The sequence below is a fragment of the Rhizobium binae genome (assembly GCF_017357225.1).
GTDB classification, from domain to species: domain Bacteria; phylum Pseudomonadota; class Alphaproteobacteria; order Rhizobiales; family Rhizobiaceae; genus Rhizobium; species Rhizobium binae.
The window spans coordinates 228,746-252,578 of record NZ_CP071607.1; the positions used below are offsets into that span (position 1 = coordinate 228,746).

At 62.4% G+C, this 23,833-nt stretch carries 23 protein-coding genes; 12 read left to right on the forward strand and 11 right to left on the reverse strand.

Annotation, left to right across the window (positions count from 1 at the left end):
• The first annotated feature begins 118 nt into the window (after positions 1-118).
• On the forward strand, positions 119-457 hold the full coding sequence (locus J2J99_RS27950) for a cupin domain-containing protein (RefSeq protein ID WP_168300513.1): 339 nt from the start codon (positions 119-121) through the stop codon (positions 455-457).
• Here the strand turns inward: J2J99_RS27950 and J2J99_RS27955 are convergent, their stop codons facing one another.
• A complete protein-coding gene (locus J2J99_RS27955) occupies positions 458-1,411 on the reverse strand; it encodes a LysR family transcriptional regulator (RefSeq protein ID WP_168300514.1) in 954 nt (317 codons plus the stop codon).
• Positions 1,412-1,657: 246 nt separating this feature from the next.
• Between J2J99_RS27955 and J2J99_RS27960 the strand changes: the two genes are divergently transcribed.
• From J2J99_RS27960 to mmsB, 8 genes are all read left to right on the forward strand, one after another.
• Complete coding sequence (locus J2J99_RS27960) at positions 1,658-1,897, forward strand: hypothetical protein (RefSeq protein WP_168300515.1); 240 nt, start codon at positions 1,658-1,660, stop codon at positions 1,895-1,897.
• A gap of 330 nt (positions 1,898-2,227) precedes the next feature.
• Entirely contained in the window at positions 2,228-3,433 is a 1,206-nt protein-coding gene (locus J2J99_RS27965) for an ABC transporter substrate-binding protein (RefSeq protein WP_168300516.1), read from the forward strand.
• Between the two features lie 5 nt (positions 3,434-3,438).
• The gene (locus J2J99_RS27970; RefSeq protein ID WP_168300517.1) at positions 3,439-4,221 is read left to right on the forward strand and encodes an ABC transporter ATP-binding protein; all 783 of its coding nucleotides are present in this window, start codon (positions 3,439-3,441) and stop codon (positions 4,219-4,221) included.
• On the forward strand, positions 4,221-4,922 hold the full coding sequence (locus tag J2J99_RS27975; RefSeq protein WP_168300518.1) for an ABC transporter ATP-binding protein: 702 nt from the start codon (positions 4,221-4,223) through the stop codon (positions 4,920-4,922). The genes J2J99_RS27970 and J2J99_RS27975 overlap by 1 nt, the downstream gene beginning before the upstream one ends.
• Before the next feature lie 4 nt (positions 4,923-4,926).
• Positions 4,927-5,814, forward strand: coding sequence for a branched-chain amino acid ABC transporter permease (locus tag J2J99_RS27980; RefSeq protein WP_168300519.1), 888 nt, complete (start codon positions 4,927-4,929; stop codon positions 5,812-5,814).
• A gap of 1 nt (position 5,815) precedes the next feature.
• Positions 5,816-6,805, forward strand: a complete 990-nt coding sequence (locus J2J99_RS27985) for a branched-chain amino acid ABC transporter permease (protein WP_168300520.1) — start codon at positions 5,816-5,818, stop codon at positions 6,803-6,805.
• Between the two features lie 138 nt (positions 6,806-6,943).
• Positions 6,944-8,539, forward strand: coding sequence for a GMC family oxidoreductase (locus J2J99_RS27990; protein WP_168300521.1), 1,596 nt, complete (start codon positions 6,944-6,946; stop codon positions 8,537-8,539).
• A gap of 9 nt (positions 8,540-8,548) precedes the next feature.
• Complete coding sequence (mmsB, locus tag J2J99_RS27995) at positions 8,549-9,430, forward strand: 3-hydroxyisobutyrate dehydrogenase (RefSeq protein WP_168300522.1); 882 nt, start codon at positions 8,549-8,551, stop codon at positions 9,428-9,430.
• Between the two features lie 7 nt (positions 9,431-9,437).
• Here the strand turns inward: mmsB and J2J99_RS28000 are convergent, their stop codons facing one another.
• The 9 genes from J2J99_RS28000 to J2J99_RS28040 all read right to left on the reverse strand — a co-directional run bounded on the left by J2J99_RS28000 (position 9,438) and on the right by J2J99_RS28040 (position 18,358).
• Positions 9,438-10,217 (reverse strand): ABC transporter ATP-binding protein, encoded by a 780-nt coding sequence (locus J2J99_RS28000; RefSeq protein WP_168300523.1) that lies wholly within the window; start codon positions 10,215-10,217, stop codon positions 9,438-9,440.
• 122 nt (positions 10,218-10,339) lie between these two features.
• A complete protein-coding gene (locus J2J99_RS28005) occupies positions 10,340-11,098 on the reverse strand; it encodes a fumarylacetoacetate hydrolase family protein (RefSeq protein ID WP_168300524.1) in 759 nt (252 codons plus the stop codon).
• A 70-nt stretch (positions 11,099-11,168) separates the two neighbouring features.
• The gene (locus tag J2J99_RS28010) at positions 11,169-12,563 is read right to left on the reverse strand and encodes an FGGY-family carbohydrate kinase (RefSeq protein ID WP_168300525.1); all 1,395 of its coding nucleotides are present in this window, start codon (positions 12,561-12,563) and stop codon (positions 11,169-11,171) included.
• On the reverse strand, positions 12,560-12,880 hold the full coding sequence (rhaM, locus tag J2J99_RS28015; protein WP_032490905.1) for an L-rhamnose mutarotase: 321 nt from the start codon (positions 12,878-12,880) through the stop codon (positions 12,560-12,562). Before rhaM ends, J2J99_RS28010 begins: the two co-directional genes overlap by 4 nt.
• A complete protein-coding gene (locus J2J99_RS28020; protein WP_168300526.1) occupies positions 12,877-13,887 on the reverse strand; it encodes an ABC transporter permease in 1,011 nt (336 codons plus the stop codon). The genes rhaM and J2J99_RS28020 overlap by 4 nt, the downstream gene beginning before the upstream one ends.
• Entirely contained in the window at positions 13,884-14,885 is a 1,002-nt protein-coding gene (locus J2J99_RS28025) for an ABC transporter permease (RefSeq protein ID WP_168300527.1), read from the reverse strand. Before J2J99_RS28025 ends, J2J99_RS28020 begins: the two co-directional genes overlap by 4 nt.
• 9 nt (positions 14,886-14,894) lie before the next feature.
• A complete protein-coding gene (locus J2J99_RS28030) occupies positions 14,895-16,430 on the reverse strand; it encodes a sugar ABC transporter ATP-binding protein (RefSeq protein ID WP_168300528.1) in 1,536 nt (511 codons plus the stop codon).
• Between the two features lie 73 nt (positions 16,431-16,503).
• Positions 16,504-17,499, reverse strand: a complete 996-nt coding sequence (gene rhaS, locus J2J99_RS28035; protein WP_168300529.1) for a rhamnose ABC transporter substrate-binding protein — start codon at positions 17,497-17,499, stop codon at positions 16,504-16,506.
• Between the two features lie 46 nt (positions 17,500-17,545).
• Positions 17,546-18,358 carry a DeoR/GlpR family DNA-binding transcription regulator gene (locus J2J99_RS28040; protein WP_168300530.1) on the reverse strand — a complete coding sequence of 271 codons (813 nt, stop codon included), beginning with the start codon at positions 18,356-18,358 and terminating at the stop codon, positions 17,546-17,548.
• Positions 18,359-18,554: 196 nt separating this feature from the next.
• On the opposite strand from J2J99_RS28040, the gene J2J99_RS28045 reads away from it, so the two are divergent.
• Positions 18,555-20,651 carry a bifunctional rhamnulose-1-phosphate aldolase/short-chain dehydrogenase gene (locus tag J2J99_RS28045; protein WP_168300531.1) on the forward strand — a complete coding sequence of 699 codons (2,097 nt, stop codon included), beginning with the start codon at positions 18,555-18,557 and terminating at the stop codon, positions 20,649-20,651.
• Positions 20,652-20,866: 215 nt separating this feature from the next.
• Positions 20,867-22,159, forward strand: coding sequence for an L-rhamnose catabolism isomerase (gene rhaI, locus J2J99_RS28050; protein WP_168300532.1), 1,293 nt, complete (start codon positions 20,867-20,869; stop codon positions 22,157-22,159).
• 63 nt (positions 22,160-22,222) lie between these two features.
• On the opposite strand, the gene J2J99_RS28055 is transcribed toward rhaI, so the two are convergent.
• Positions 22,223-22,681, reverse strand: coding sequence for a carboxymuconolactone decarboxylase family protein (locus J2J99_RS28055; RefSeq protein WP_168300533.1), 459 nt, complete (start codon positions 22,679-22,681; stop codon positions 22,223-22,225).
• A gap of 108 nt (positions 22,682-22,789) precedes the next feature.
• Between J2J99_RS28055 and J2J99_RS28060 the strand changes: the two genes are divergently transcribed.
• Positions 22,790-23,656, forward strand: coding sequence for a sigma-70 family RNA polymerase sigma factor (locus tag J2J99_RS28060; protein WP_168300534.1), 867 nt, complete (start codon positions 22,790-22,792; stop codon positions 23,654-23,656).
• The last annotated feature ends 177 nt before the right edge of the window (positions 23,657-23,833 follow it).

Consider the following 23,833-nt stretch of genomic DNA (forward strand, 5'->3'; position numbering starts at 1 on the left):
CGCCAGCCGACCGCGTCAACAGACGGCGGCCGTGTCGAAAGACAGGGCGCGCCACCTTTTCAAATGCGCCGGCATGCTCCACTTTGCCCGCCATCGATTTTGGAACGAGGAGACGGAAATGTCGTCAAGCGATCTGTTCGTATCGGCCGAAGGCGCCGAATGGGTCAATCCCGAGCCCGGCGTTACCAGGCGCATCATGACCTATCTGCCCGAGATGATGATGGTGGAGGTGGCCTTCGAAACCGGCGCCATCGGTGCGGCCCATTCGCATCCACATATCCAGGCGAGCTATGTCGCCGAGGGCAGCTTCGAAGTGACGATCGACGGGCGGACCGAGGTGCTCGAGCAGGGCGGCAGTTTCATCGTGCCGCCCAATCTCGTCCATGGCGTCAAGGCACTGGAAAACGGCCGGTTGATCGATACGTTCACGCCGCACCGGGCCGAGTTCCTCAAATAATCACGTTTCTGCGTCCGATCGGCGCTGCGGGCCGGCGGCAGTGATATAGGGCGGCACGAAACGCGCGTCCTCGCCGCGCACGGCCTCACGCAGGAAATCGATGACAGCGCGCACGCGCGGCGCCTGTTTCAGGTCGCGATGGCAGGTGATCCAGTACTGGCGCTTGAGGTCGATCTCCTCGGGCAGCACCCGCACAAGCTCGGGATAACGGCTGGCGAAGAAATAGGGCAGGATGCAGAGGCCGAGGCCGTTTCGGGTGGCGGTGAGCTGCGCGAAGATGCTGGAGCTCTGGAACTGCGGCTTGATGCGCGGATGCACATCGCTGAGATAATCCAGGCCCGGCGCGAAAATCATCTCCTCGATGTAGCTGACGAAGGGGTGCTCAAGCAGGTCGTCGCGGCTGGTGATACCAGGCGCCTTGGCAAGATAGTCGCGCGAGCCGTAGATCTGCAGATGATAGTCGGTCAGCTTCTCGGCGAAATAGGGCCCGCCCTTCGGCTCGTCGAGCACGACGGACAGATCGGCCTCCTTGCGCGACAGCGACATGATCTGCTGGATCGTCACCAGCTCGAGCGCCAGATGCGGATGCCGGGCGGCAAATCGCGGCAGCACGGTGGCGAAGAAGAAATTGGCAAAACCTTCCGGGGCGCTCAGGCGCACCAGGCCGCGCTGCGCCATCGAGCCGTCGGCGAGGTCGGTGCGCAGGCGCTCGGTCTCCTGCTCCATCCGCTCGGCCGTCTCAACGAAGCGCGTGCCCATGGCGGTCAGCACATAGCCGCGCGGATTGCGCTCGAACAGCTTGACCTTGAGGGTGAATTCCAACCTGTCGATGCGCCGCGAAACGGTGGCATGGCTGGAGCGCAGCTGCCGGGCGGCCGTCGACAGCTGCCCGGTGCGGGCGACGGCGAGGAAGAACTGCAGATCGTCCCAGGTAAACTGCGGTGGATTGGTCATCGCCATTTCTCTCGTTCAACAGCAACACCCATAGCATGGTCTTGCGCTTTTTAAACAATTCGTTGTTTTTATTTGCGTTTTAACATCAGGTAAAGAATGGGGATCGCGGGCGGAGACCCGGCGAAAGCTGGTCCTTGGTGAACTCGAGATGACGCCGGTGAGAAATTTGTGATGCCTCGGCGCGGGTGCTTTCAGCCGTTACCCACCAATGCTACACGGCCGCGTTTTCGGTTTGAGGAACTATTGATGAAAAAATTGGTTCGCCTGCTGCTGACGATCGCGATCGCATTCGTCGTCGTCATCGGTTTTCGCTGGTATCGCTATGTTACCAACACCGACAGTCCTTATGACGAAGTCGGCATCACGCTCAACACATCGATGCCAGGACCGCTGAATGCCTGGGGCTGCGCCAAGCTGAAGGAAACCTTCGCCAGCGCCCTGCCTCCCTATGGCTGCGCTGCGGAGAATGGGACGCGATGGAAATAACGGCGGGCTGAAGCGCGTGGAATGTGCCGGAGACGAAGGATCAGCAGATGATCGGTCCTTTGTCTGACGCCGCCATCCCTGCACAACCGTCGAAACTGCCCTAAATCTAGCGCTGAGCGTTCACTTCTTGCGCTTCCTGGGCCTGGATCGAAATTGTGCAGCTCTTTCTGTGCAAAAATGAACAGATACTGTTTGGAATTAGTAGTCAGCCACCCGTTGCCTCAGGGGAGAATTTCCGTGATCGTAAGGCAAGGGCCGGCCGTTCTGAGGAGTGCGATCGGCCAAATTTGAACAGATCGGTAATCTGGCTAATCTCTGGGAGGAGAGAATATGCGAAAGAATCTCATCGCGTCCGTTGCATTTTTGCTCGCTGGCAGCACAGCGGCGCTCGCGCAGAGCGCGACTGACGGCAAGGTCAAGATCGGCATTCTGAACGACCAGTCGGGCGTCTATGCCGACTTCGGCGGCAAGTCTTCCGTCGAAGCCGCCAAGATGGCGGTCGAGGATTTCGGCGGCAAGGTGCTGGGTGTGCCGGTCGAGATCGTCGATGCCGATCACCAGAACAAGCCGGATATCGCCTCCAACATCGCTCGCCAGTGGTACGACACCGAACAGGTGGACGCGATCATGGAACTGACGACCTCGTCTGTGGCGCTCGCCGTGCAGGCGATCGCCAAGGAAAAGAAGAAGATCGACATCGTCACGGGTGCAGCGACGACCGATCTGACCGGCAAGGCCTGCTCACCCTACGGCTTCCATTGGGCCTACGACACCCACGCGCTCGCCGTCGGCACCGGCGGCGCGCTGGTCAAGCAGGGCGGCGACAGCTGGTTCTTCCTCACCGCCGACTATGCCTTCGGCTATTCGCTGGAGCAGCAGACCACCGACTATGTCAAGGCGAGTGGCGGTACGGTCGTCGGCGGAGTCCGCCATCCGCTGTCGACCCAGGACTTCTCCTCCTTCCTGCTACAGGCGCAATCGTCCGGCGCCAAGGTGATCGGCCTTGCCAATGCCGGCCTCGATACTTCGAACGCCATCAAGCAGGCGGCCGAATTCGGCATCACCCAGGGCGGCCAGCATCTGGCGGCGCTGCTCTTCACCCTCGCCGAGGTCCATGGCCTCGGGCTTGAAGCAGCGCAAGGCCTGACGCTGACGGAAGGCTATTACTGGAACCGCGACGACGAAAGCCGCGCCTTCGCCAAGAAATTCTTCGCCCGCACCGGCAAGATGCCGAACATGATCCATACCGGCACCTATTCGGCTGTGACGCAATATCTGAAGGCGGTGCAGAAGGCCGGCACCGACGAGACGGAAGCCGTCGCCAAAACGCTACATGAGATGCCCGTCGACGACGTCTTCGGCCGCGGCGGCACGGTCGGCGCCAATGGCCGGATGATCCACGACATGTACCTCTTGCAGGTCAAGAAGCCGGCCGACAGCAAGGAGCCGTGGGACTATTTCAACGTGCTCGCCACCATTCCCGGCAAGGAAGCCTATATCGATCCCGCCAAGAGCGGCTGCGATCTGGTGAAGTAAGGGCGATGGCGGTTTCCGCGATTGAAACGCAGGCCAAGCCGCGGGTGGTGCTCTCCGCCCGCGGCCTGTGCCGCGATTTCGGCGGCTTCACGGCCGTGAAGAACGTCGATCTCGACGTCCATGACGCCAGCGTGCATGCGCTGATCGGCCCGAACGGTGCCGGCAAGACCACGGTCTTCAACCTGCTGACCAAGTTCCTGCAGCCGACCGCAGGCACGATCACCCTGATGGGGACCGACATCACCTATACGCCGCCCGACAAGGTGGCGCGCATGGGGCTGGTGCGCTCCTTCCAGATCTCGGCGGTCTTCCCGCACCTCTCCGTTCTCGACAATGTGCGGGTGGCTCTCCAGCGTCCGAACAATCTTTCCACCCAGTTCTGGCGGCCTCTTTCGGCGCTCGACCGGCTGAACGAGCGGGCCGAGCAGTTGCTCGCCAGCGTCGGCCTTTCCAAGGAGCGCGATCATATCGCCGCCGACCTTTCCTATGGCCGCAAGCGCGTCCTGGAAATCGCCACGACGCTGGCGCTCGATCCCAAGGTGCTGCTGCTTGACGAACCGATGGCCGGCATGGGGCTGGAGGATGTCGGCGTCGTCTCGGCGATCATCCGCGACGTCGCCCGCGACCGGGCGGTGCTGATGGTCGAGCACAATCTCTCCGTCGTCGCCAATATCTGCCAGCATGTCACCGTGCTGCAGCGCGGCGAGATCCTCGCTGAGGGCGATTATGCCACGGTCAGCCAGGACGAGCGAGTGCGCGTCGCCTATATGGGCACGGAGGAGCATTGATGGCCGATCTGCTCGTAGTCCAGGAGCTGAACGCCTGGTACGGCGAAAGCCACATCCTGCACGGCGTCGATATGCGGGTGGCCGAAGGCGAGACGATCACCATTCTCGGCCGCAACGGCGTCGGCAAGACGACGACACTGCGCACCATCACCGGCATCGTGCGCACCCGCAAGGGCAGGATCAGTTTTGCCGGCAGCGACATGATGCAGGTGCCGCTGCACAAGACGGCGCATCGCGGCATCGGCTTCGTGCCGGAGGAGCGCGGCATCTTCTCGACGCTCACCGTGTCGGAAAACCTGTTGCTGCCGCCCGTCGTGGCGAAGGGCGGCATGACGCTCGACGAGATCTACGAGCTCTTCCCCAATCTCTATGAACGGCGCGGCAGCCCCGGTACCAAACTCTCAGGCGGCGAGCAGCAGATGCTGGCGATCGCCCGGATTCTGCGCACAGGTGTACGGCTGCTCATTCTCGACGAGCCGACCGAGGGGCTTGCCCCTGTTATCGTCCAGCGCATCGGCGAGGTGCTGCAGACGCTGAAAGGACGCGGCATGACAATCCTGCTCGTCGAGCAGAACTTCCGCTTCGCCAGCCGTATTGCCGATCGCTTCTATCTGATGGATCATGGGCAAATGGTGTCGGAATTCCCGGTCGGTGAACTGCCGCAGCGCATGGATACGCTGCACAAGGTTCTGGGAGTATGACCAGATGATGATGATCTTCGGCATTCCCCTGCAGGCGCTGCTCGGCCAGCTCCTGATTGGCCTGATCAACGGTTCGTTCTATGCACTGCTCAGCCTCGGCCTCGCCATCATATTCGGCCTGCTCCGGGTGATCAACTTTGCCCATGGCGCGCAATATATGCTCGGCGCCTTCGTCGCCTATCTGCTGCTGACCTATGCCGGCATCGGCTACTGGCCGTCACTGATCCTGGCGCCCGTCATCGTCGGCCTTGCCGGGGCGATCATCGAGCGGCTGTTCCTGCGCCGGCTCTACGATCTCGATCCGCTCTACGGCCTGCTCTTCACCTTCGGGCTGGCACTCGCGGTCGAGGGCACCTTCCGCTATCTCTACGGCTCCTCCGGCCAGCCCTATGCGACGCCGACGGCCCTTGCTGGCGGCGCCAATCTCGGCTTCATGTTCCTGCCGATCTATCGCGGCTGGGTCGTCGTCGTCTCGCTGGTCACCTGCCTCGGCACATGGCTGCTGATCGAAAAGACCAAGCTCGGCGCGTATCTCAGGGCGGCCACCGAAAACGCCGTGCTGGTGCAAGTCTTCGGCGTCAACGTGCCGGTGCTCTTGACGCTGACCTACGCGCTCGGCGCCGGTCTTGCCGCCTTTGCCGGGGTGCTGGCCGCACCGATCTACCAGGTCTCGCCGCTGATGGGCTCGAACATGATCATCGTCGTCTTCGCCGTCGTCGTGGTCGGCGGCATGGGATCGATCATGGGGGCGATCATCACCGGTTATGTGCTTGGCATCGCCGAGGGCCTGACAAAGGTCTTCTATCCAGAGGCCTCCAACATCGTGATCTTCGTCATCATGGCGATCGTGCTTCTCATCAGGCCCGCGGGCCTCTTCGGCCGGGACGCTTGACATGGCTGACATCACCGACACCATCCGCACGGAAAAGAGCCGGACCGCCCTTTCGGTCCAAGCCGGCTTCGTGCTCGCAGGCCTGCTGCTCCTGCTGCTCGCGCCGTTCTTCTTCTATCCGATCTTCCTGATGAAGCTGCTGTGCTTCGCGCTGTTTGCCTGCGCCTTCAACCTGCTGCTCGGCTATACCGGCCTACTGTCCTTCGGTCACGCCACCTTCTTCGGCGGCGCGGCCTATTTCACCGCCTATACGGTGAAATCATGGGGCCTGCCGCCGGAACTCGGCATCCTGATCGGCGTCGCGGGTGCGGCCTTTCTCGGCCTCGTCATGGGCTTCTTCGCCATCCGCCGCCAGGGCATCTATTTTGCGATGATCACCCTGGCGCTGTCGCAGATGTTCTTCTTCTTCTGCCTGCAGGCGGAGTTCACCGAGGGCGAGGATGGCATCCAGTCGGTGCCGCGCGGCCATCTCTTCGGCTTCATCGATCTGAACAACTCGACCAACATGTATTATTTCGTACTGGCCGTGTTCCTCGTTGGTATCTTGATCATCTGGCGCTTCATCAATTCGCCTTTCGGCATGATCCTGAAATCGATCCGCGAGAACGAGCAGCGGGCGATCTCGCTCGGTTATTCCGTCGCGCGCTACAAGCTCGGCGCTTTCGTCATGTCGGCAGCGCTTGCCGGGCTCGCCGGCGCGGTCAAATCGATCGTCTTCCAGTTCGCGACGCTGACCGACGTCGCCTGGCAGATGTCGGGCGAGGTGATCCTGATGACGCTGCTCGGCGGCATCGGCACGCTGATCGGCCCGCTTTTCGGCGCGGGGTTGGTGGTGGCGCTGGAAAACTACCTCGCCACCTCGGAATTTCCGGTGACGATCATCACCGGCGTCGTCTTCATGGTCTGCGTGCTGATCTTCCGGCGCGGCATCATCGGCGAATTCTACGCCTCCCGGCTGGGGCGGAAACTGGGCTTCGTCTATCGCCGCTGAACGGGCGGACCTCTCTTTTCCCGGGAAGAGCTTGTTTCTACCGGAAGAAGGGGCGGGCGGCGGCGCTGCGATTACTCCCTCTCCCCGTCTCGCGGGGAGAGGGGAGCGGCCGGCATCGGGAGTTTCGTGCAGGGGCACATGGATCGTTACGACTATATCATCATCGGGGCGGGCAGCGCGGGCTGCGTGCTTGCCAATCGGCTGTCGGCCGATCGCAGGAGCAGCGTGCTGCTGCTCGAAGCCGGCGGCAGCGACAACTACCACTGGATCCATATCCCGGTCGGCTATCTCTATTGCATCAACAATCCGCGTACCGACTGGTGTTTCACCACAGCGCCGGAAGCGGGGTTGAACGGCCGGGCGCTAAGCTATCCGCGTGGCAAGGTGCTCGGCGGCTGCTCCTCGATCAACGGCATGATCTATATGCGCGGCCAGGCGCGCGACTACGATCTCTGGCGGCAGATGGGCTGCAGCGGCTGGGGCTGGGACGATGTTCTGCCCTTCTTCCGCAAGTCCGAGGATTTTTATCGCGGCGAAGACGAGATGCATGGCGTCGGCGGCGAATGGCGCATCGAGAAGGCGCGGGTGCGCTGGGCCGTGCTTGACGCCTTCCAGCAGGCGGCGAGAGAAGCCGGCATCCCGGAGACGGAAGATTTCAACCGCGGCAGTAATGAAGGTTCCGGCTATTTCGACGTCAACCAGCGCTCGGGCATACGCTGGAACACGTCGAAGGCCTTCCTGCGCCCGGCGCGCAAGCGCTCCAACCTGACGGTGCTTACCAAGGCGCAGGTGCGGCGTCTGCTGGTGGAGGAGGGCGCCGTCGCCGGCGTCGAATTTCAGCACCAGGGCGTGGCGAAGCGCGCCTATGCGGGCAAGGAAACCATCCTTTCTGCCGGTTCGATCGGCTCGCCGCATATTCTGGAACTCTCCGGCATCGGCAGGGGCGAGGTGCTGCAGCGGGTGGGCATCGATGTCGTCACCGAGGTCAAGGGTGTCGGCGAGAACCTGCAGGATCATCTGCAGCTGCGTCTGGCCTATAAGGTGACCGGCGTTCCGACGCTGAACGAAAAGGCGACGAAGCTGATCGGCAAGGCGGCGATCGGGCTCGAATATCTCGTCCGCCGCTCCGGGCCGATGGCGATGGCGCCGAGCCAACTCGGCATCTTCACCCGTTCGGGACCGGACCGGGCGACGCCCGACCTGCAATATCACGTGCAGCCGGTCTCGCTGGAAAAATTCGGCGACACCGTCCATCCCTTCCCGGCGATCACCGCGAGCGTCTGCAATCTGAGGCCGGAAAGCCGCGGTTCAGTGCACCTGTCGAGCCCGGATTTTGCCGCACAGCCGACGATCAGCCCGAAATACCTCTCGACGCAGCGCGATCGTGACATAGCTGTCCGTTCGATACGGTTGACACGCAAGATCGTCGCGCAGCCATCCTTCGCGAGGTTCCGGCCGGAGGAATTCAAGCCGGGGCCGAGCTATCAGACCGAGGCCGATCTGGAGCGGGCAGCCGGCGATATCGGCACGACGATCTTCCATCCCGTCGGCACCTGCCGCATGGGCGCCGACAGGGAGAGCGTCGTCGATCCCCGGCTGCGGTTCCGGGCGCTCGGCAAGCTCAGGATCGCGGACGCTTCGGTGATGCCGTCGATTACCTCGGGCAACACCAATTCGCCGACGATCATGATTGCCGAAAAGGCGGCGGCGATGATCCTCGAAGACAATCGATAGGAGAAGACCATGGCAAGAATCGCATTCATCGGGCTTGGCAATATGGGCGGACCGATGGCGGCCAATCTCGTCAAATCGGGTCACGAGGTCCTCGGTTTCGATCTCGCGGCTTCGGTGCTGAAGGCAGCGGAGGCGAGCGGCGTCAAGCCGGCAAGCCATGTCAGCCAAGCGGTCAAGGATGCCGAGGTCGTCATATCGATGCTGCCGCAGGGCAAACATGTGCTGACGGCCTGGACCGACATCCTGCAGTCGACGGCGCAGGACACGCTGGTCATCGATTGCTCGACCATCGATGTCGACAGCAGCCGCAAGGCGCATGAGATGGCCAAGGCCGCAGGCTGCCTGTCGCTCGACGCACCGGTTTCCGGGGGCACCGGCGGGGCGAGCGCCGGCACGTTGACCTTTATGGCGGGCGGCTCGGATGAGGCCTTCCTCAAGGGCAAGCCAATCCTTGAGGCGATGGGCAAGAAGATCGTCCATTGCGGCGGGGCGGGCGCCGGCCAGGCGGCGAAGATCTGCAACAATATGATCCTCGGCATCTCGATGGTCGGCGTATGCGAAGCCTTCGTGCTTGCCGAGAAGCTCGGCCTCTCGCACCAAGCGCTGTTCGACGTCGCCTCGACCTCGTCGGGCCAGTGCTGGTCGATCAATACCTATTGCCCGGTGCCGGGACCGGTGCCGACCTCGCCTGCCAATAACGACTACAAACCGGGTTTTGCCGCAGCGCTGATGCTGAAGGATCTCCGGCTGTCGCAAGAGGCGGCGCTGGCGAGCGGCGCCTCAACGCCGATGGGTGCGGAAGCGGCGCAGCTTTATGCGCTGTTCGAAAAGCAGGGCAATGGCGGGAGGGATTTCTCCGCCATCATTGAGATGTTCCGGCAAAAGGCATAGGCAATATCTATAGGAGATAGCTGACCGGTTCATTTCGCACCGGATGGGGAAAGACGCCCATGCCGACGCCGAAAATCGACTGCAGCTTGTCGGCCTGCATGATCTCGGCGGGCGTTCCTTCGGCGGTGATCCGGCCGCGGTTGAGCGCGACGATCGAGTCGCAGTAGCGTGCGGCGAGGTTGATATCGTGGAGCACGATGACGACGGTCAGCCCGCGTTCGCGGCTGAGTTCCTTGACCAGCGAGAGGACAGTTGCCTGATGGGCGAGGTCGAGCGCGGATGTCGGTTCGTCAAGCAGCAGGCAACGGGCGTTCTGGGCGAGCATCATGGCGATCCAGGCGCGCTGGCGTTCACCGCCGGACATATTGGCGACGAGACGATCGGCGAAATCCTCGAGCTCGGTGCGGATGATCGCTTCCTCGACCATCTTGCGATCCGTTGCGGTGAAGCGACCGAGCGTGCCGTGCCAGGGGAAGCGTCCGAGCGCCACAAGCTCCCGCACAGTCATTCCGTCGGTCGCCGGCGTGAATTGCGGCATGTACGCCACGTGCCGGGCAAATTCGCGAGCACCCCAATCAACCGCCGGCCTGCCGTCGAAGGCGATAGTGCCGGCTTGAGGCGCGATCTGCCGGGCGATGATCTTCAAAAGCGTGCTCTTGCCGGAACCGTTCGGCCCCACGAGACCGTATATGCGGCCCTGCTCGAGCATCAGGCCGATGCCTTGCAGGATGGATTTCGGCCCGATGGCATATTGAATTCCGGAGAGGGCAAGGAAAGGCGAAGGCATGGTCAGCTCCAGGTTCGGCACGGCGAACGGGCTCGGGAGGGCGAGCCCTCCCTTTCCCTGCAAAACTAAACCATGATTGTCAACTTCAGCTTTGCGGTCGGCACCAATCCGTGAGTCGACTGTCAGCCCTTCGACACCGAAAAACCCAGCCTGACGTCGCCGAACAGAATGTCGATCTCGCCCGGTTCGGTCAGCTCGACCGCACCACTCAGCGTGCCTGTTGTGATGAGCGCGCCTGCCTTCAGCGATGTTTCGGAGCGGAGCCCGTCATTGGCGTAGTCGACGAGCCAGGTGAGGACGTCGCCCTTCGGGTGTTCTGCAGGGCCATCATAGATCGTGCGGCCGGCATGGGTGACCTCGAGCGGCGTGCCCCCGGCGGTGTCGACGGCGCTTTTGTCGATCTCGGGGCCGAGGACATAGCCTCTGTTGCCGAGCCGGTCGGCGAGGAACAGGAGAAAGGAAATGCTGCCGCTTTCTTTGACGGCGCTGACCAGAAGTTCGGCGCCGAGATAGGCGGCGGAGACCGCCTCGGTCACCTCGGCGCGGCTATAAGGGGTACTGGTGCGGATCGGCAGGTCCTTGCCGAGGCGCACGGCGATCTCCGTTTCGAATTTCAGTCCAGGGTGCCAGGGAATGCTCGCCCCCGAGACGGCCTCGACATAAGGATGCAAAGGGGCGGCGACCGCTTGACCCTGCGGCGAGACCGTTACCTTCCAGGCGTCGCTGGAAATACGATCCGCGGCAGCGAGGAAATTCTGCGCTTTCACCGCCTGATCAAGATCGGGCGGCAGCATGAAAGAACCCGTTTCTTCCTGTGTTCCGGCTAGGCGCAGGCTGTGAAGTCCGGCCGCAAGCGCGCGCGGGTCGAATGTCTCTGTCATGCTGTCTCCTCGAGCTGATCTTCGAGGTGCACACTAACGGCAAGACGGGGGCGAACAAGCCCGTTTCTGATTATTCCTGGGGGGCCCATGCCATCGCCGCGTACCAGCGATCGCGATAGGCGGCCAGTCCCGGAAAATCTTGCGGCGGCACGTGCGTCTCTGCCCCCGAGACCGGCCGGATGCCAGTCAGCAGGGCAGCACCCTGGCTGGTGCCAGTCGTGCCCGGAAGGGCCAGGACCTCACGGCCGGCAAGGGCGGCGAGCAGCTTCAGATAGGCCTCGTTCAGGGCAAAGGGTCCTTCGACGATGATGGGGCCTTTGGCGCCGATCAGTTCGAGGCAGGCGTTGGTCATCAGGGCGAGATAGAGGCAGGCCGCAGCATGACGCTCTTCGCGGCTAGCCTGTTCAGCACCGATCCACAGTCTCGCCTTATCAGGGAAGGGGCCGGAACCGGGGGCGATATTCGGCAGCAGCATTATGCTCTTTTCGACGACAGGACCGATCGCCGCCTGGGCGGCTTGTTCGTCGACGGGGCCGATTTCGGCCGAGAGGATCTCGAATTCCCGTCCGCCCATAAAGCGCGAGGAGGGAACGGCCCGGCCATAGGCATCGACATTGGCGAGCGCATCGCGTTTCTGATCGAGGTGATCGAGATCGCCGCCGACGCCGAAATTGATCACCCAGGTGCCGGTGGAGACGACGGCGAAGGGGGCCTCGCGATGGACCAGATGCGGCAGCAGCGAGGCATTGGAATCGTGAATGCCGCAATAGACCGGCACGGGGGCTGCGAGTCCAAGCTCCGCGGCGATCTCGGGCAGAACCGGGCCGATCGCATCGAAGGCGGAGCGGATCGGCGCCATCAGGCCGCGGATGCCGAGCCTGTCGACGAGCGAGGAATAGTCGCCCGCCCTGGGGTTCCAGAGGTCGGTGTGGCAGCCGAGCGAGGTCAGCTCGTTGGCGGCCACACCCGTCAGCCTCGCCGTCCAGTATTGCGCATAGGTGAGGATCGTCGCGACCTTGGCGAATTCCTCGGGAAAGACGCTCTTCTGGTAGTGCAACTGCGCGCCGACATTGAGGCCCATCGAAAGGCGTGGCGAAAAGATTTCGTCGAAGGAGGGGCGCAAGGCCGTATAGGCATCGCGGATTTCTTGCGGATATTCGTGTTCGTAGTCGATCACAGGCATGGCGAGTGTGCCGTGCCGATCGAGCAGCGCGGCTGCGGCGCCGTGGGTGGTGATCGAAATGGCGTCGAAACCGGGATCCTGCGCAAGGCGCTTCAGCGAATCGAGCGCGAAGGACCAGAGCGCCTCTATGTCGTAATGCGGATAGGGACCGGTTTTGATCGCAATGTTCGGCCGTTTCAGGAAGGCGATCTCGGCGCCTGTCCCAGCGTCGAGCACGACGACCTTGGCATTGGTCTTGCCGATGTCGAGGACGGCGATGCGGCGATAGGAACTGGCGGTCATGGCATATGGAAGAGGGTGACGAGGTCGCTCTGGACGGGCGAATTATCGGGGTTCGTCGCCATGATGTCGGCCATGTGCGCCCACCATTTCTTCATGACGGGATGGTCCGGCAGGCTCGCCATCGTGTGGTCCTTCGGCCGCGTCAGCACGCCGAACAGCGTGTTGGTCTCGCGGTCGAGATGGATCGAATAGTCGCTGGCGCCCGACTGGTGCAGCAGATCGACCAGCTCCGGCCAGATCTCGTCATGCCGCTTGCGGTATTCGGCTTCCATGCCGGGATTGAGCTGCATCTTGAAGGCGTGTTTTTCCAATGTCATCGGGAGCTCATGAGCTTGATGCGGCGGGCGATAATCGGAATGGCGATGGTGATGATGAGCAGAAGGCCGATGAAGATCGACATGACGATGCCGGGCACGTTCAACAGGCCGAGGCCGAAGGTGACGAGGCCCATGACGAAGGCGGCGATGACGACACCGCCGATCGTGCCCGAGCCGCCGAGGATCGAGATGCCGCCGAGCACGACCATGGTAACGACCTCGAGTTCCCAGCCTTGGGCGATCGACGGCCGGGTCGAGCCGAGCCGCGAAGTCAGGCAGACGGCGGCGATGCCGCTCATGATACCGGTCAGCAGGAAGAGGATGAATTTGACGCGCTCGACCGGGATGCCGGAGAAGCGGGCGGCGAAATCATTATTGCCGATCGCATAGACCTGCCGGCCGAAATTCGTCGCATGCAGCAGGATGGCGAAAAGGACCGCCAGCGCGATGAACAGCACGAATTCGAACGAGAACACCCAGACGACATACCCTTGGCCGAAATAGGCGAAATCAGCAGGATATTTGCCGTAGGCCTGGTCGCCGAGGACGATATAGGAGATGCCGCGGAACAGGCTCATCGTGCCGATGGTGACGACGATCGACGGCAGTTTCAGCACCGAGACCAGCACGCCGTTGAAAATGCCGCAGGCAAGGCCGGTGCCGATGCCGATCAGCACGAGACCCGGCGTGCCGATGCCGATCTGGGCTGCTGCCCCCATCGCCGTCGAGGCGAGCGCGATGATCGCGGCGACCGAGAGGTCGATCTCGCCTGAAATGACGAGCAGCGCCATGGCGAAGGCGATCATCGCCTTTTCGGTGAAGTTGAACGTGGCGTCCGAAAGGTTCCAGGCATCGAGGAAATAGGGCGAAGCCAGGGAATTGAAAACGAAGATCAGGACGGCCACGGCAAAGAGCAGCACTTCCCAACTCGCGGCGATGCGGCGCAACGGCGTACCGAGCCGGTCGGGAATGATGCGCTTTTCGGGCTGCGTCGAAACGGTGCTCATGCTGCGGCCTCCGCTTTGATTTCGGCCGCGGCGCGGTCACGCAGGATGATGCGGCCGCGGTTGCGCTCGCGCCGGGCGTTGAAGGCGACGGCGAGAATGATGACAGTGCCTGATATCGCCATCTGCGTGAAGGGTGAAATGCCGATCACCGGCAGGGCGTTTTTGATGACGCCGAGGAAAAGCGCGCCGAGCACAGTGCCGGCGACCGAGCCGACACCGCCGGCAATCGAGATGCCGCCGATGACGCAGGCCGCGACGCTGTCGAGCTCGAAGCCGTTGGCGATATCGACATAGGCGACGGCATAACGCGATACCCAGAGATAGCTGGCGAGGCCGGCCAGAGCGCCCGACAGGACGAAGGCGAGGAACTTCGTCCAGCCCGTATCGATGCCGGCATAGACGGCAGCGGTCGGATTGCCGCCGGTCGCATAGGCGGAGCGGCCGAACTGGGTATATCGAAGAAGCACATACATCAGGATGACGATGATGATGCCCACCCAGCTGAGCACGGGCAGGCCGAGGACCGGCGTGCGCGGCACCGACAGGAAGATCGGCGTCATCTGGTGCGCGTTGACCCAGGCGCCGCCGGAAAGCACGAAGGCCATGCCGCGATAGATGGTGAGCGTACCGAGGGTGACGACGATCGGCGGGATTTCCAGCGCCCAGACGAGAAAGCCGTTGATGGCGCCGAGACAGGCGCCGATGACGATGGCCGTCAGGATCAGCACGACGAGCGGCAGATCGGGGTGGGCGGCGTTCATCATCGCGATCGCCATGCCGGTGAAGGCGAGGTTGGCGGCGACCGACAGGTCGATCGATTTCGTCAGGATGACCGTCATCTGGGCGAGCGCCAGGATGATCAGGATCGAGGTATCGTTGAAGATGCCGGCGAGATTGCCGGGTGTGGCGAAATCCGCAGCCCGCGTCGAAAAGACCGCGATCATCACGACGATGATAAGGAACAGCAGGGTTTCGCGTTTTCTGATCAGTCTTGCCATGCTCTTACCTCACGCATTGCCGGTGGCGGCGCGCACCAGCGCTTCCGGAGACAGTTCGGCGCGTTCGAAAATCCCCGCCGACAGGCCTTCCTTCATGACCAGAACGCGATCCGACATGCCGATGATCTCCGGCAGTTCGGAGGAGACCATGATGATCGACAGGCCCTCGGCGGCGAGTTCGCTGATGAAGCCATGCACGGCGGCCTTCGAGCCGATGTCGATGCCCTTGGTCGGCTCGTCGAGGATGATGACCTTCGGCGCCGTCGCCAGCCATTTGCCAATGACGACCTTCTGCTGGTTACCGCCAGAGAGCGTGCCGGCCGGCACGGAAAGGGCGGCGGCGCGCAGATCCAGCCGCTCGGCATATTTGCGCGCGAGCGCGAATTCGTTCGCGGCCCGCAGGAAACCGCGGCGCGAGGTGCGGGCGAGCGAAGGCAGCGTCATGTTCTGGAAGATCGGCATCGGCAGCGCCAGGCCATGGCGGCCGCGCTCCTCCGGCACGTAGACGATGCCGGCGCGGATCGCATCCTGCGGCGAATGGATGGTGATCTCCTGGCCTTCGAGCACCATCTTGCCGGAAAGCGGCTTGGTGATGCCGAAGAGCGATTGCGATAGTTCCGAGCGGCCGGCGCCGATCAGGCCGTAAACGCCGAGAATCTCGCCCTTGCGCAACGTGAAGGAAATGTCGCGGAATTCGGTGCGGTGGCTGTAATTGCGGATCTCCAGGACCGGGCCGCCGATGGCGACGTCGATCTTCGGAAAGACGTTCTCGACGTCGCGGCCGACCATCATCCGGACGATCTCGTCCTGCGGCGTTTCCTTGAGCCGCCCCTGACCGACGGCGCGACCGTCGCGGAAGACGACGAAATCATCGGCGATTTCGTAAAGCTCGTCGAACTTGTGGCTGATGAAGAGGATCGCCTTGCCCTGTTCTTTCAGGCCCCGGACAATGCGGAAGAGATCATCGATTTCCTTGCGGGAGAGGGCGGCGGTCGGCTCGTCCATGATGACGATGCGGGCCTCGATCGACAAAGCGCGCGCGATCGCCACCAGGTGACGCTGCGCGATCGACAGGTCCTTCAGCCGGATGGTCGGATCGATATTGCTTTCGAGCGCGGTCAGCAGCGCCTTCGACCGGCTGTTCATCGTCTGCCAGTCGATGGTGCGAAAGCGCGTGCGCGGCGCGTGGCCGAGGAAAATGTTTTCGGCCACCGTCAGCTCGTCGAAAAGCACGGTTTCCTGATGGATGGCGGTGACGCCGGCATCGATCGCGGCCTGGGCGCTGGCAAAGGTCGTCGGCCGGCCGTCGACCAGAATCTCGCCTTCGTTCGGGCGGTAGATGCCGGTCAGGATCTTGACGAGCGTCGATTTGCCGGCGCCGTTTTCGCCGATCAAAGCGGTGACCGTGCCGGGATGAAGGGCAATGCTGACATTGTCCAGCGCCTTCACACCAGGAAAGATCTGGGAGATGCCGCGCATTTCCAGAATGGCGGGGGCATCGCCGGTTTTGCTGTCCGTGACGGGTTGTTGAAAGGCGGCGTGCATCAGATTTCTACCAGTGTCGAAGGGAAACCCCGGCGGCCATCGGGCCGCCGGGCTCTTGAACGTCGGCTCAGGATCAGAAGACCTTGGAGAACTGGTCGATGTTCGAAGCATTGTAGACGAAGGGATCGGCCATAGCGGCTTCGCCGTTGTCACCGACCTTGATCTTGCCCATGCGGCCAGCATTGATTTCGCTGCCCGGCTTGCCGTCGGTCTCGCCCTTGACGAGGCGGTAGGCGATCTGGGTTGCGGAGTAGCCGAGGTCGATCGGGTTCCAAATGGCGAATTCCTTCGTCGCGCCCGACTTGATCGCGCCGGCCATTTCGGACGGCAGGCCGAGGCCGGTGACGTAGACCTTGCCGACAAGGCCCTTGTCTTCGACAACCTTGGAGGCGGCGAGAACGCCGACCGTCGTCGGGGCGACGATGACCTTGACGTTCGGGTTCGACTTCAGGAGGCCTTCGGCTTCACGATAGGACTTGTCCGAGAGGTCGTCGCCGTAAACCGTGGTGACGAGGTTGAGGCCCGGGAAATCCTTGAGCTGCTTCTTCATCTGGTCGATCCAGATGTTCTGGTTGGTCGAGGTGGTCGTTGCCGACAGGATGGCGAAGTCGCCCTTGCCGCCTTCGAGATGATCCTTGGCGAGCGTCAGGCACATCTTGCCGATCAGCTCGTTGGACGACGGGTTGAGTTGCAGGATACGGCCTTCCGGTGCGACGCCGGAATCCCACGAGATGACCTTGATGCCGCGCTGGGTCGCCTTTTTCAGAGCCGGAACCAGCGCATCCGGATCGTTGGCCGAAACGGCGATGGCGTCGACGCCCTGGGCGATCAGCGAGTTGATGACTTCGATCTGGCCTTCGGCGGTCGTCGATGTCGGGCCGGTGTAGATCACCTCAACGCCGCCGAGTTCCTTGGCGGCTTCCTGGGCGCCCTTGTTGGCGGCATCGAAGAAGCCGTTGCCGAGCGACTTCACTACGAGACCGATCGTGATGTCCTTGGCGCTGGCGGTGCCGGCCATCATAGCGACGGCGAGCGCGACGCCGAGCGCAAGTGTCTTTGCGATTTTCATGTACTTTCCTCCCTTGAAGATTAGACTTCCACACCTCGGCGGCGCCTCATGCGACCGACGAGGAATCCTCCCTCACAGCCTGGGTCACCGGACTTGCGACAACGAGCCGGATGCCGGCATTCTCGACCATGCGAGCTGCCTCTTCCGAAATCGCGTCATCGGTAATGACCACAGAGACGCGGTCGAGCGCGCAAAGAATAAGGCTCGACCGGCGATTGAATTTGCTTGAATCGACCATGACGACGAGTTCATCGGCCTGGTGCATCAGCTTCTGCTCGCTCTGGATGATGAGAGCATCCGCCTCCATGATGCCGAGCGGGCCGACACCCTGCGCGCCGATGAACATGCGCCGCGCATAGAAATTGCGGATTGCGTCATTATCGAAGGGCGACAGGATCAGGCTCTGCTCGCGGTAGATCGCGCCACCGGGAACCGTCACCGTGTTCTTGGAATGTTTGACCAGATGCTCAGCAATGGCAAAAGAATTGGTCATGACCTGCATGCGATGGCCGGCCATGTAATGCACCATCTGGAAGGTCGTCGTGCCGCCATTGATGATGATGGCGTCGCCCGCTTCGCACAGATCGACCGCGGCGCGTGCAATTGCGCGTTTCTTATCGATGTTGACCGATTCTGAAACTCGAAAGGGGCGGCCGGCGAGATTGCCGAGCTGCGGCGGATGCACCGCCTCCGCACCGCCGCGCACACGGCGGATTTTTCCCTGCACATGCAGAGCCGCAATGTCGCGCCGAATTGTCGCTTCGGAAGCTTCCGTCAGCTCGGAAATGTCCTGGATCGTAACGACGGACTTTTCCTGAACGGCGCTTAAAATGATGCGATGGCGTTCGCGTTCGTGCATTGGGCTCCTCCTCTTGTCATATTTATTTCGTATCCGCTAAAGGCTGTCAATCACAAACGATCATAAATTTTCATATTGCGATGCAGCATAAGCGATTTTGATCGTTTTCGATTGACAAGCGCATTTGTGATGCGCGATACCGTGAGCGAAAGGGCTCGCTGATCGCGGTGCTGACAAGCCTATATGGGAGGATGATATGGCGGCGAACGTCCGGCTTCTGGAAAACCGGTGGGATGATGGTTATGCGGCGGGCCTCGACGAGCCCGGCAAGCTGCTCTATCGCTCCAATCTGCTCGGCGCCGACAAGCGCATCACCAATTACGGCGGCGGCAATACCTCGGCGAAGGTTATGGAAACCGATCCGCTAACCGGCGGCAAGGTCAAGGTCCTTTGGGTCAAGGGCTCGGGCGGCGACGTCGGCACCATCAAGCTCGATGGTTTTGCGACCCTCTATCAGGACAAGCTGGAATCGCTGAAATCAATCTACAAGGGCGTCGAGGATGAAGACCGCATGGTCGGCTTTCTGCCGCACTGCACCTTCAATCTCAACGGCCGCGCCGCGTCGATCGACACGCCGCTGCATGGTTTCGTGCCGTTCACCCATGTCGATCACATGCACCCCGACGCGATCATCGCCATCGCGGCGTCGAAGAATTCCCGGGAGCTGACGCAGCAGGTCTTCGGCAACGAGATCGGCTGGCTGCCCTGGCGTCGCCCGGGTTTCCAGCTCGGCCTCGATCTCGAAGCCTTCGTCAAGGCGAACCCGAACGCCAAGGGCGTCGTGCTCGAAAGCCACGGTCTTTTCACCTGGGCTGATGATGCCAAGGCTTGCTACGAGCTGACGCTTGAGATCATCAACAAAGCGATTGTCTGGTTTGCCGAAAAGGCCGAAGGCAAGACAATTTTCGGCGGCGCTGCCGTCCAGAGCCTGCCCGTTGCCGAGCGACGCGCCATCGCCGCCCGGCTGATGCCTGAGATTCGCGGCCGCATCGGCAAGCAGGAGCGCAAGCTCGGTCATTTCGACGACCAGGACGCCGTGCTCGAATTCGTCAATTCCAGAGATCTGCGCCCGCTCGGCGCGCTCGGCACCAGCTGCCCCGACCATTTCCTGCGCACCAAGATCCGGCCGCTGATCGTCGATTTTGATCCTGCCAAGCCGGATGTCGATGCGATCGTCGCCGGCCTCGACAAGGCGCTGGAAGAATATCGCGCCGATTACGCCCGCTATTACAATGACTGCAAGCATGACAATTCGCCCGCCATGCGCGACGCCAATCCCGTCATCTTCCTTGTTCCCGGCGTCGGCATGCTGTCCTTTGCCCGCGACAAGGCGACATCACGCATCGCCAGCGAATTCTACGTCAACGCCATCAACGTCATGCGCGGCGCTTCGACGGTCTCGGAGTATCAGGGCCTGCCGGAGCAGGAAGCCTTCGATATCGAATACTGGCTGCTTGAAGAGGCCAAGCTGCAGCGTATGCCGAAGCCGAAGAGCCTGGCCGGCCGGGTGGCCTTCGTCACCGGCGGCGCCGGCGGCATCGGCCGGGCGACGGCCGCGCGCCTCGTCGGCGAGGGCGCCTGCGTGGTGCTTGCCGATATCGATCAGGCGGCGCTTGAATCGACAGAGGCCGATTTCGTCAAGAAATTCGGCGCCGATGCCGTGCGCAGCGTTCGGCTCGACGTCACCAAGGAAGATGCGGTGATCGCCTCCTTCGCGGAAGCCTCGGTCGAATTCGGCGGCGTCGATATCCTCGTCTCGAATGCCGGCATTGCCTCCTCGGCACCGATCGAAGCGACCGAGCTTTCGACATGGAACCGCAATATCGATATTCTGGCGACGGGCTATTTTCTTGTTTCGCGCGAGGCCTTCCGACTGTTCCGCCGCCAGGCGCTCGGCGGCAACATCGTCTTCGTCGCCTCGAAAAACGGCCTTGCCGCTTCGCCGAATGCGTCGGCCTATTGCACGGCCAAGGCCGCCGAAATCCATCTCGCCCGCTGCCTGGCGCTGGAGGGCGCGGATGCAGGCATCCGCGTCAACACCGTCAATCCGGATGCCGTGCTGCGCGGTTCGAAGATCTGGAGCGGCGAGTGGCGCGAGCAGCGCGCCGCCTCCTCGAAGATCGAAGTGGACGAGCTCGAGGAACATTACCGCAAGCGTTCGATGCTGAAGCTCAACGTGTTTCCCGAGGATATCGCCGAGGCGATCTATTTCCTGGCCTCGGACCTTTCGGCAAAATCGACCGGCAACATCATCAACGTCGATGCCGGTAACGTGCAGAGTTTTACGCGCTGATTTTTGACTGGGGCGGATGCATCTGCCCCTCACCCTAACCCTCTCCCCGTCACGACGGGGAGAGGGGACTTGCCCAACGAAATGTTGGAGTGGGACGGAGACCGCGCGGCATATCCCCTTCTCCCCGTTTTGAACGGGGAGAAGATGCCGGCAGGCGGATGAGGGGCGGCCCCATGCCAGTTCCAATGTAGAAATTGCAGAACCGGGAGGAAGACATGGCCGAGTTCAGGATCGCGCAGGATCTCATCGCGACAGAAAACGACAAGCGGGCAACCGCGCTGAACGCCGATTACGAGGCGCTGGGCGCCACCCTTGACCGTCGCGGCGTCGATATCGAAGCAATCACCCGCAGGGTTGCCGAATTCTTCGTCGCCGTTCCCTCCTGGGGTGTCGGCACCGGCGGCACACGCTTTGCCCGCTTCCCCGGCGCCGGTGAGCCGCGCGGCATCTTCGACAAGCTCGACGATTGCGCCGTCATCAACCAGCTGACGCAGGCAACGCCGAATGTCTCGCTGCATATTCCCTGGGACAAGGCGGATGCCAAGGAGCTGAAGGCCAAGGGCGATGCGCTTGGTCTGGGCTTCGATGCGATGAATTCCAACACTTTCTCCGATGCGCCGGGGCAGGCTCATTCCTACAAATACGGTTCGCTCAGCCATACCGACGCGGGAACGCGGGCGCAGGCGGTCGAGCACAATCTCGAATGTATCGAGATCGGTAGGGCGATCGGCTCCAAGGCGCTGACGGTCTGGATCGGCGACGGCTCGAACTTTCCCGGCCAGAGCAATTTCACCAGAGCATTCGAGCGTTACCTCGCTTCGATGGCCGATATCTACAAGGCACTCCCCGACGATTGGAAGCTCTTCACCGAGCACAAGATGTACGAGCCGGCCTTCTATTCGACGATCGTCCAAGACTGGGGCACCAACTACCTGATCGCCCAGACGCTTGGTCCGAAGGCCTATTGCCTCGTCGATCTCGGCCACCATGCACCGAACACCAATATCGAGATGATCGTCGCCCGCCTGATCCAGTTCGGCAAGCTCGGCGGTTTCCATTTCAACGATTCGAAATATGGCGATGATGATCTCGACGCCGGCGTGATCGATCCCTACCGGCTGTTCCTCGTCTTCAATGAGCTGGTCGATGCCGAGCAGCGCGGCGTCAACGACTTCAACCCGGCCCATATGATCGACCAGTCGCACAACGTCACCGATCCGATCGAGAGCCTGATCAACAGCGCCAACGAAATCCGCCGCGCCTATGCGCAGGCGTTGATCGTCGACCGCAAGGCGCTCGAGGGCTATCAGAACGACAATGACGCGCTGATGGCGTCGGAAACTCTAAAGCGCGCCTATCGCGCCGATGTCGAGCCGATCCTTGCCGAAGCCCGTCGCAGAGCCGGCGGCGCGATCGATCCGATCGCCGCCTATCGCGCCAGCGGCTATCGCAGACAAGTCGCGGCCGAGCGCCCGGCCTCCGTTGCCGGCGGCGGCGGCATCATCTGAAATCGAGACTGAACATAAAAGGATGGCCAGCAGCGCCGATGACGCACTGCCGGCCATTGCCGTTTACGGCTTCCAGGCGCCGGCGATCTGGCGGGTGGCGATGTTCAGCCGGTTCCAGACATTGATATTGGCGATGGCAACGACGAGGGCTGCGAGGCTTCTGCCGTCGTAATGCCGGGTCGCTTCGTCCCAGATTTCATCCGGCACCGGGTCGGCGCGGTCGCTGACTCGGGTCACAGCCTCGGTCAGCGCCAGGGCTGCCCGTTCGGCATCGCTGAAATAGGGGGTATCGCGCCAGGCGCCAACGGCAAAGAGCCTCTCATCCGTCTCGCCGAGCTTCTTTGCAATGCGCGGATGCCCGTCGATACAGACGCTGCAGCCGTTGATCTGGCTGGCGCGCAGATTGACGAGTTCGAGCAGCTTCGGTGAAAGGCCGGCCTCTGCCGGCACTTTGCCGAGCGCCGTCAGCGCCTGCATGGCCGCGGGAAGGACGAGGGCGGGATTTCCCATTCTCTCCTGCATGGTATGTCTCCTTGACGTGTTTGCTCTTCGACGATGCGCCGACGCTGTCACACCGGCCGGGCTTCATTCGTCATGGCCTTGACGCAACGCAGCGGAGGAATGTGACGCATGGACGAGAAAAAATGGCTGGCCGATGAATTCGAGGCGAACCGGGCGCATCTCAGGGCGGCGGCCTTCCGCATGCTCGGCTCGCGCAGCGAGGCGGAGGATGCCGTTCAGGAAGCCTGGTTGCGGCTCAACCGCACCGATTCGTCCGGCATCGGCAATCTCGGCGGTTGGCTGACGACTGTGGTAGCGCGCATCTGCCTCGACATGCTTCGCGCCCGCAAGAGCCGGCGCGAGGAGCCGCTCGAGATGCCGGCGCATGCAGCGGTCGCCGATCCGGCCGGCGACCCCGAACGCGAAGCAGCCTTCGCCGATTCCGTCGGTCTGGCGCTGCTCGTGGTGCTGCAGACGCTGGCGCCCGCCGAACGTGTCGCTTTCGTTCTGCACGACATGTTCGATCTGCCGTTCGATGAGATCGCGCCGATCATCGGCCGCTCGTCCGCCGCCACCCGGCAGCTTGCGAGCCGCGCCCGCCGCCGGGTGCAGGGCATGGACGAGGCGCCTGAGGTTGATCTTGGCCGCAAACGGACGATCGCCGCGGCCTTTCTGACGGCGTCGCGCAATGGCGATCTGGAGGCGCTGATTGCGGTGCTCGCTCCCGACGTCGTCTTCCGGCCGGATGCGACGGCCGCCCGGTATGGCATCGGCGCCATGCGCGGCGCGACCGACGTCGCTGCGGCCTTCAAGGGCCGGGCGCAGGCGGCGGAAATGGCCATTATCGATGGTGAGCTCGGCTTTGTCGTGCACATTGGCGGCCAGATCCGCGTCGCTGTAACGCTGACGATCGATGAGGGGAGGATCGTCGCGATCGATGCCGTCGCCGACCCGGATCAGCTGGAACGGCTCGACTTTTCGATCCTGCGGGATTGAACAAATTGCGGTTCTTTGAAACCGGCGCGCTTCGCAGGAGGCGCGCCGCGTCCGATTAACGGGCCACAAGCGAGCGTCATTTTTCTTGACAGCCACGCTCCCGCTCTTATTCTATTATAAAGCCTCATGTATCATAACTGTGGAATTGTCGCAAGTGTGATGCAGGTGGTCCCCCAC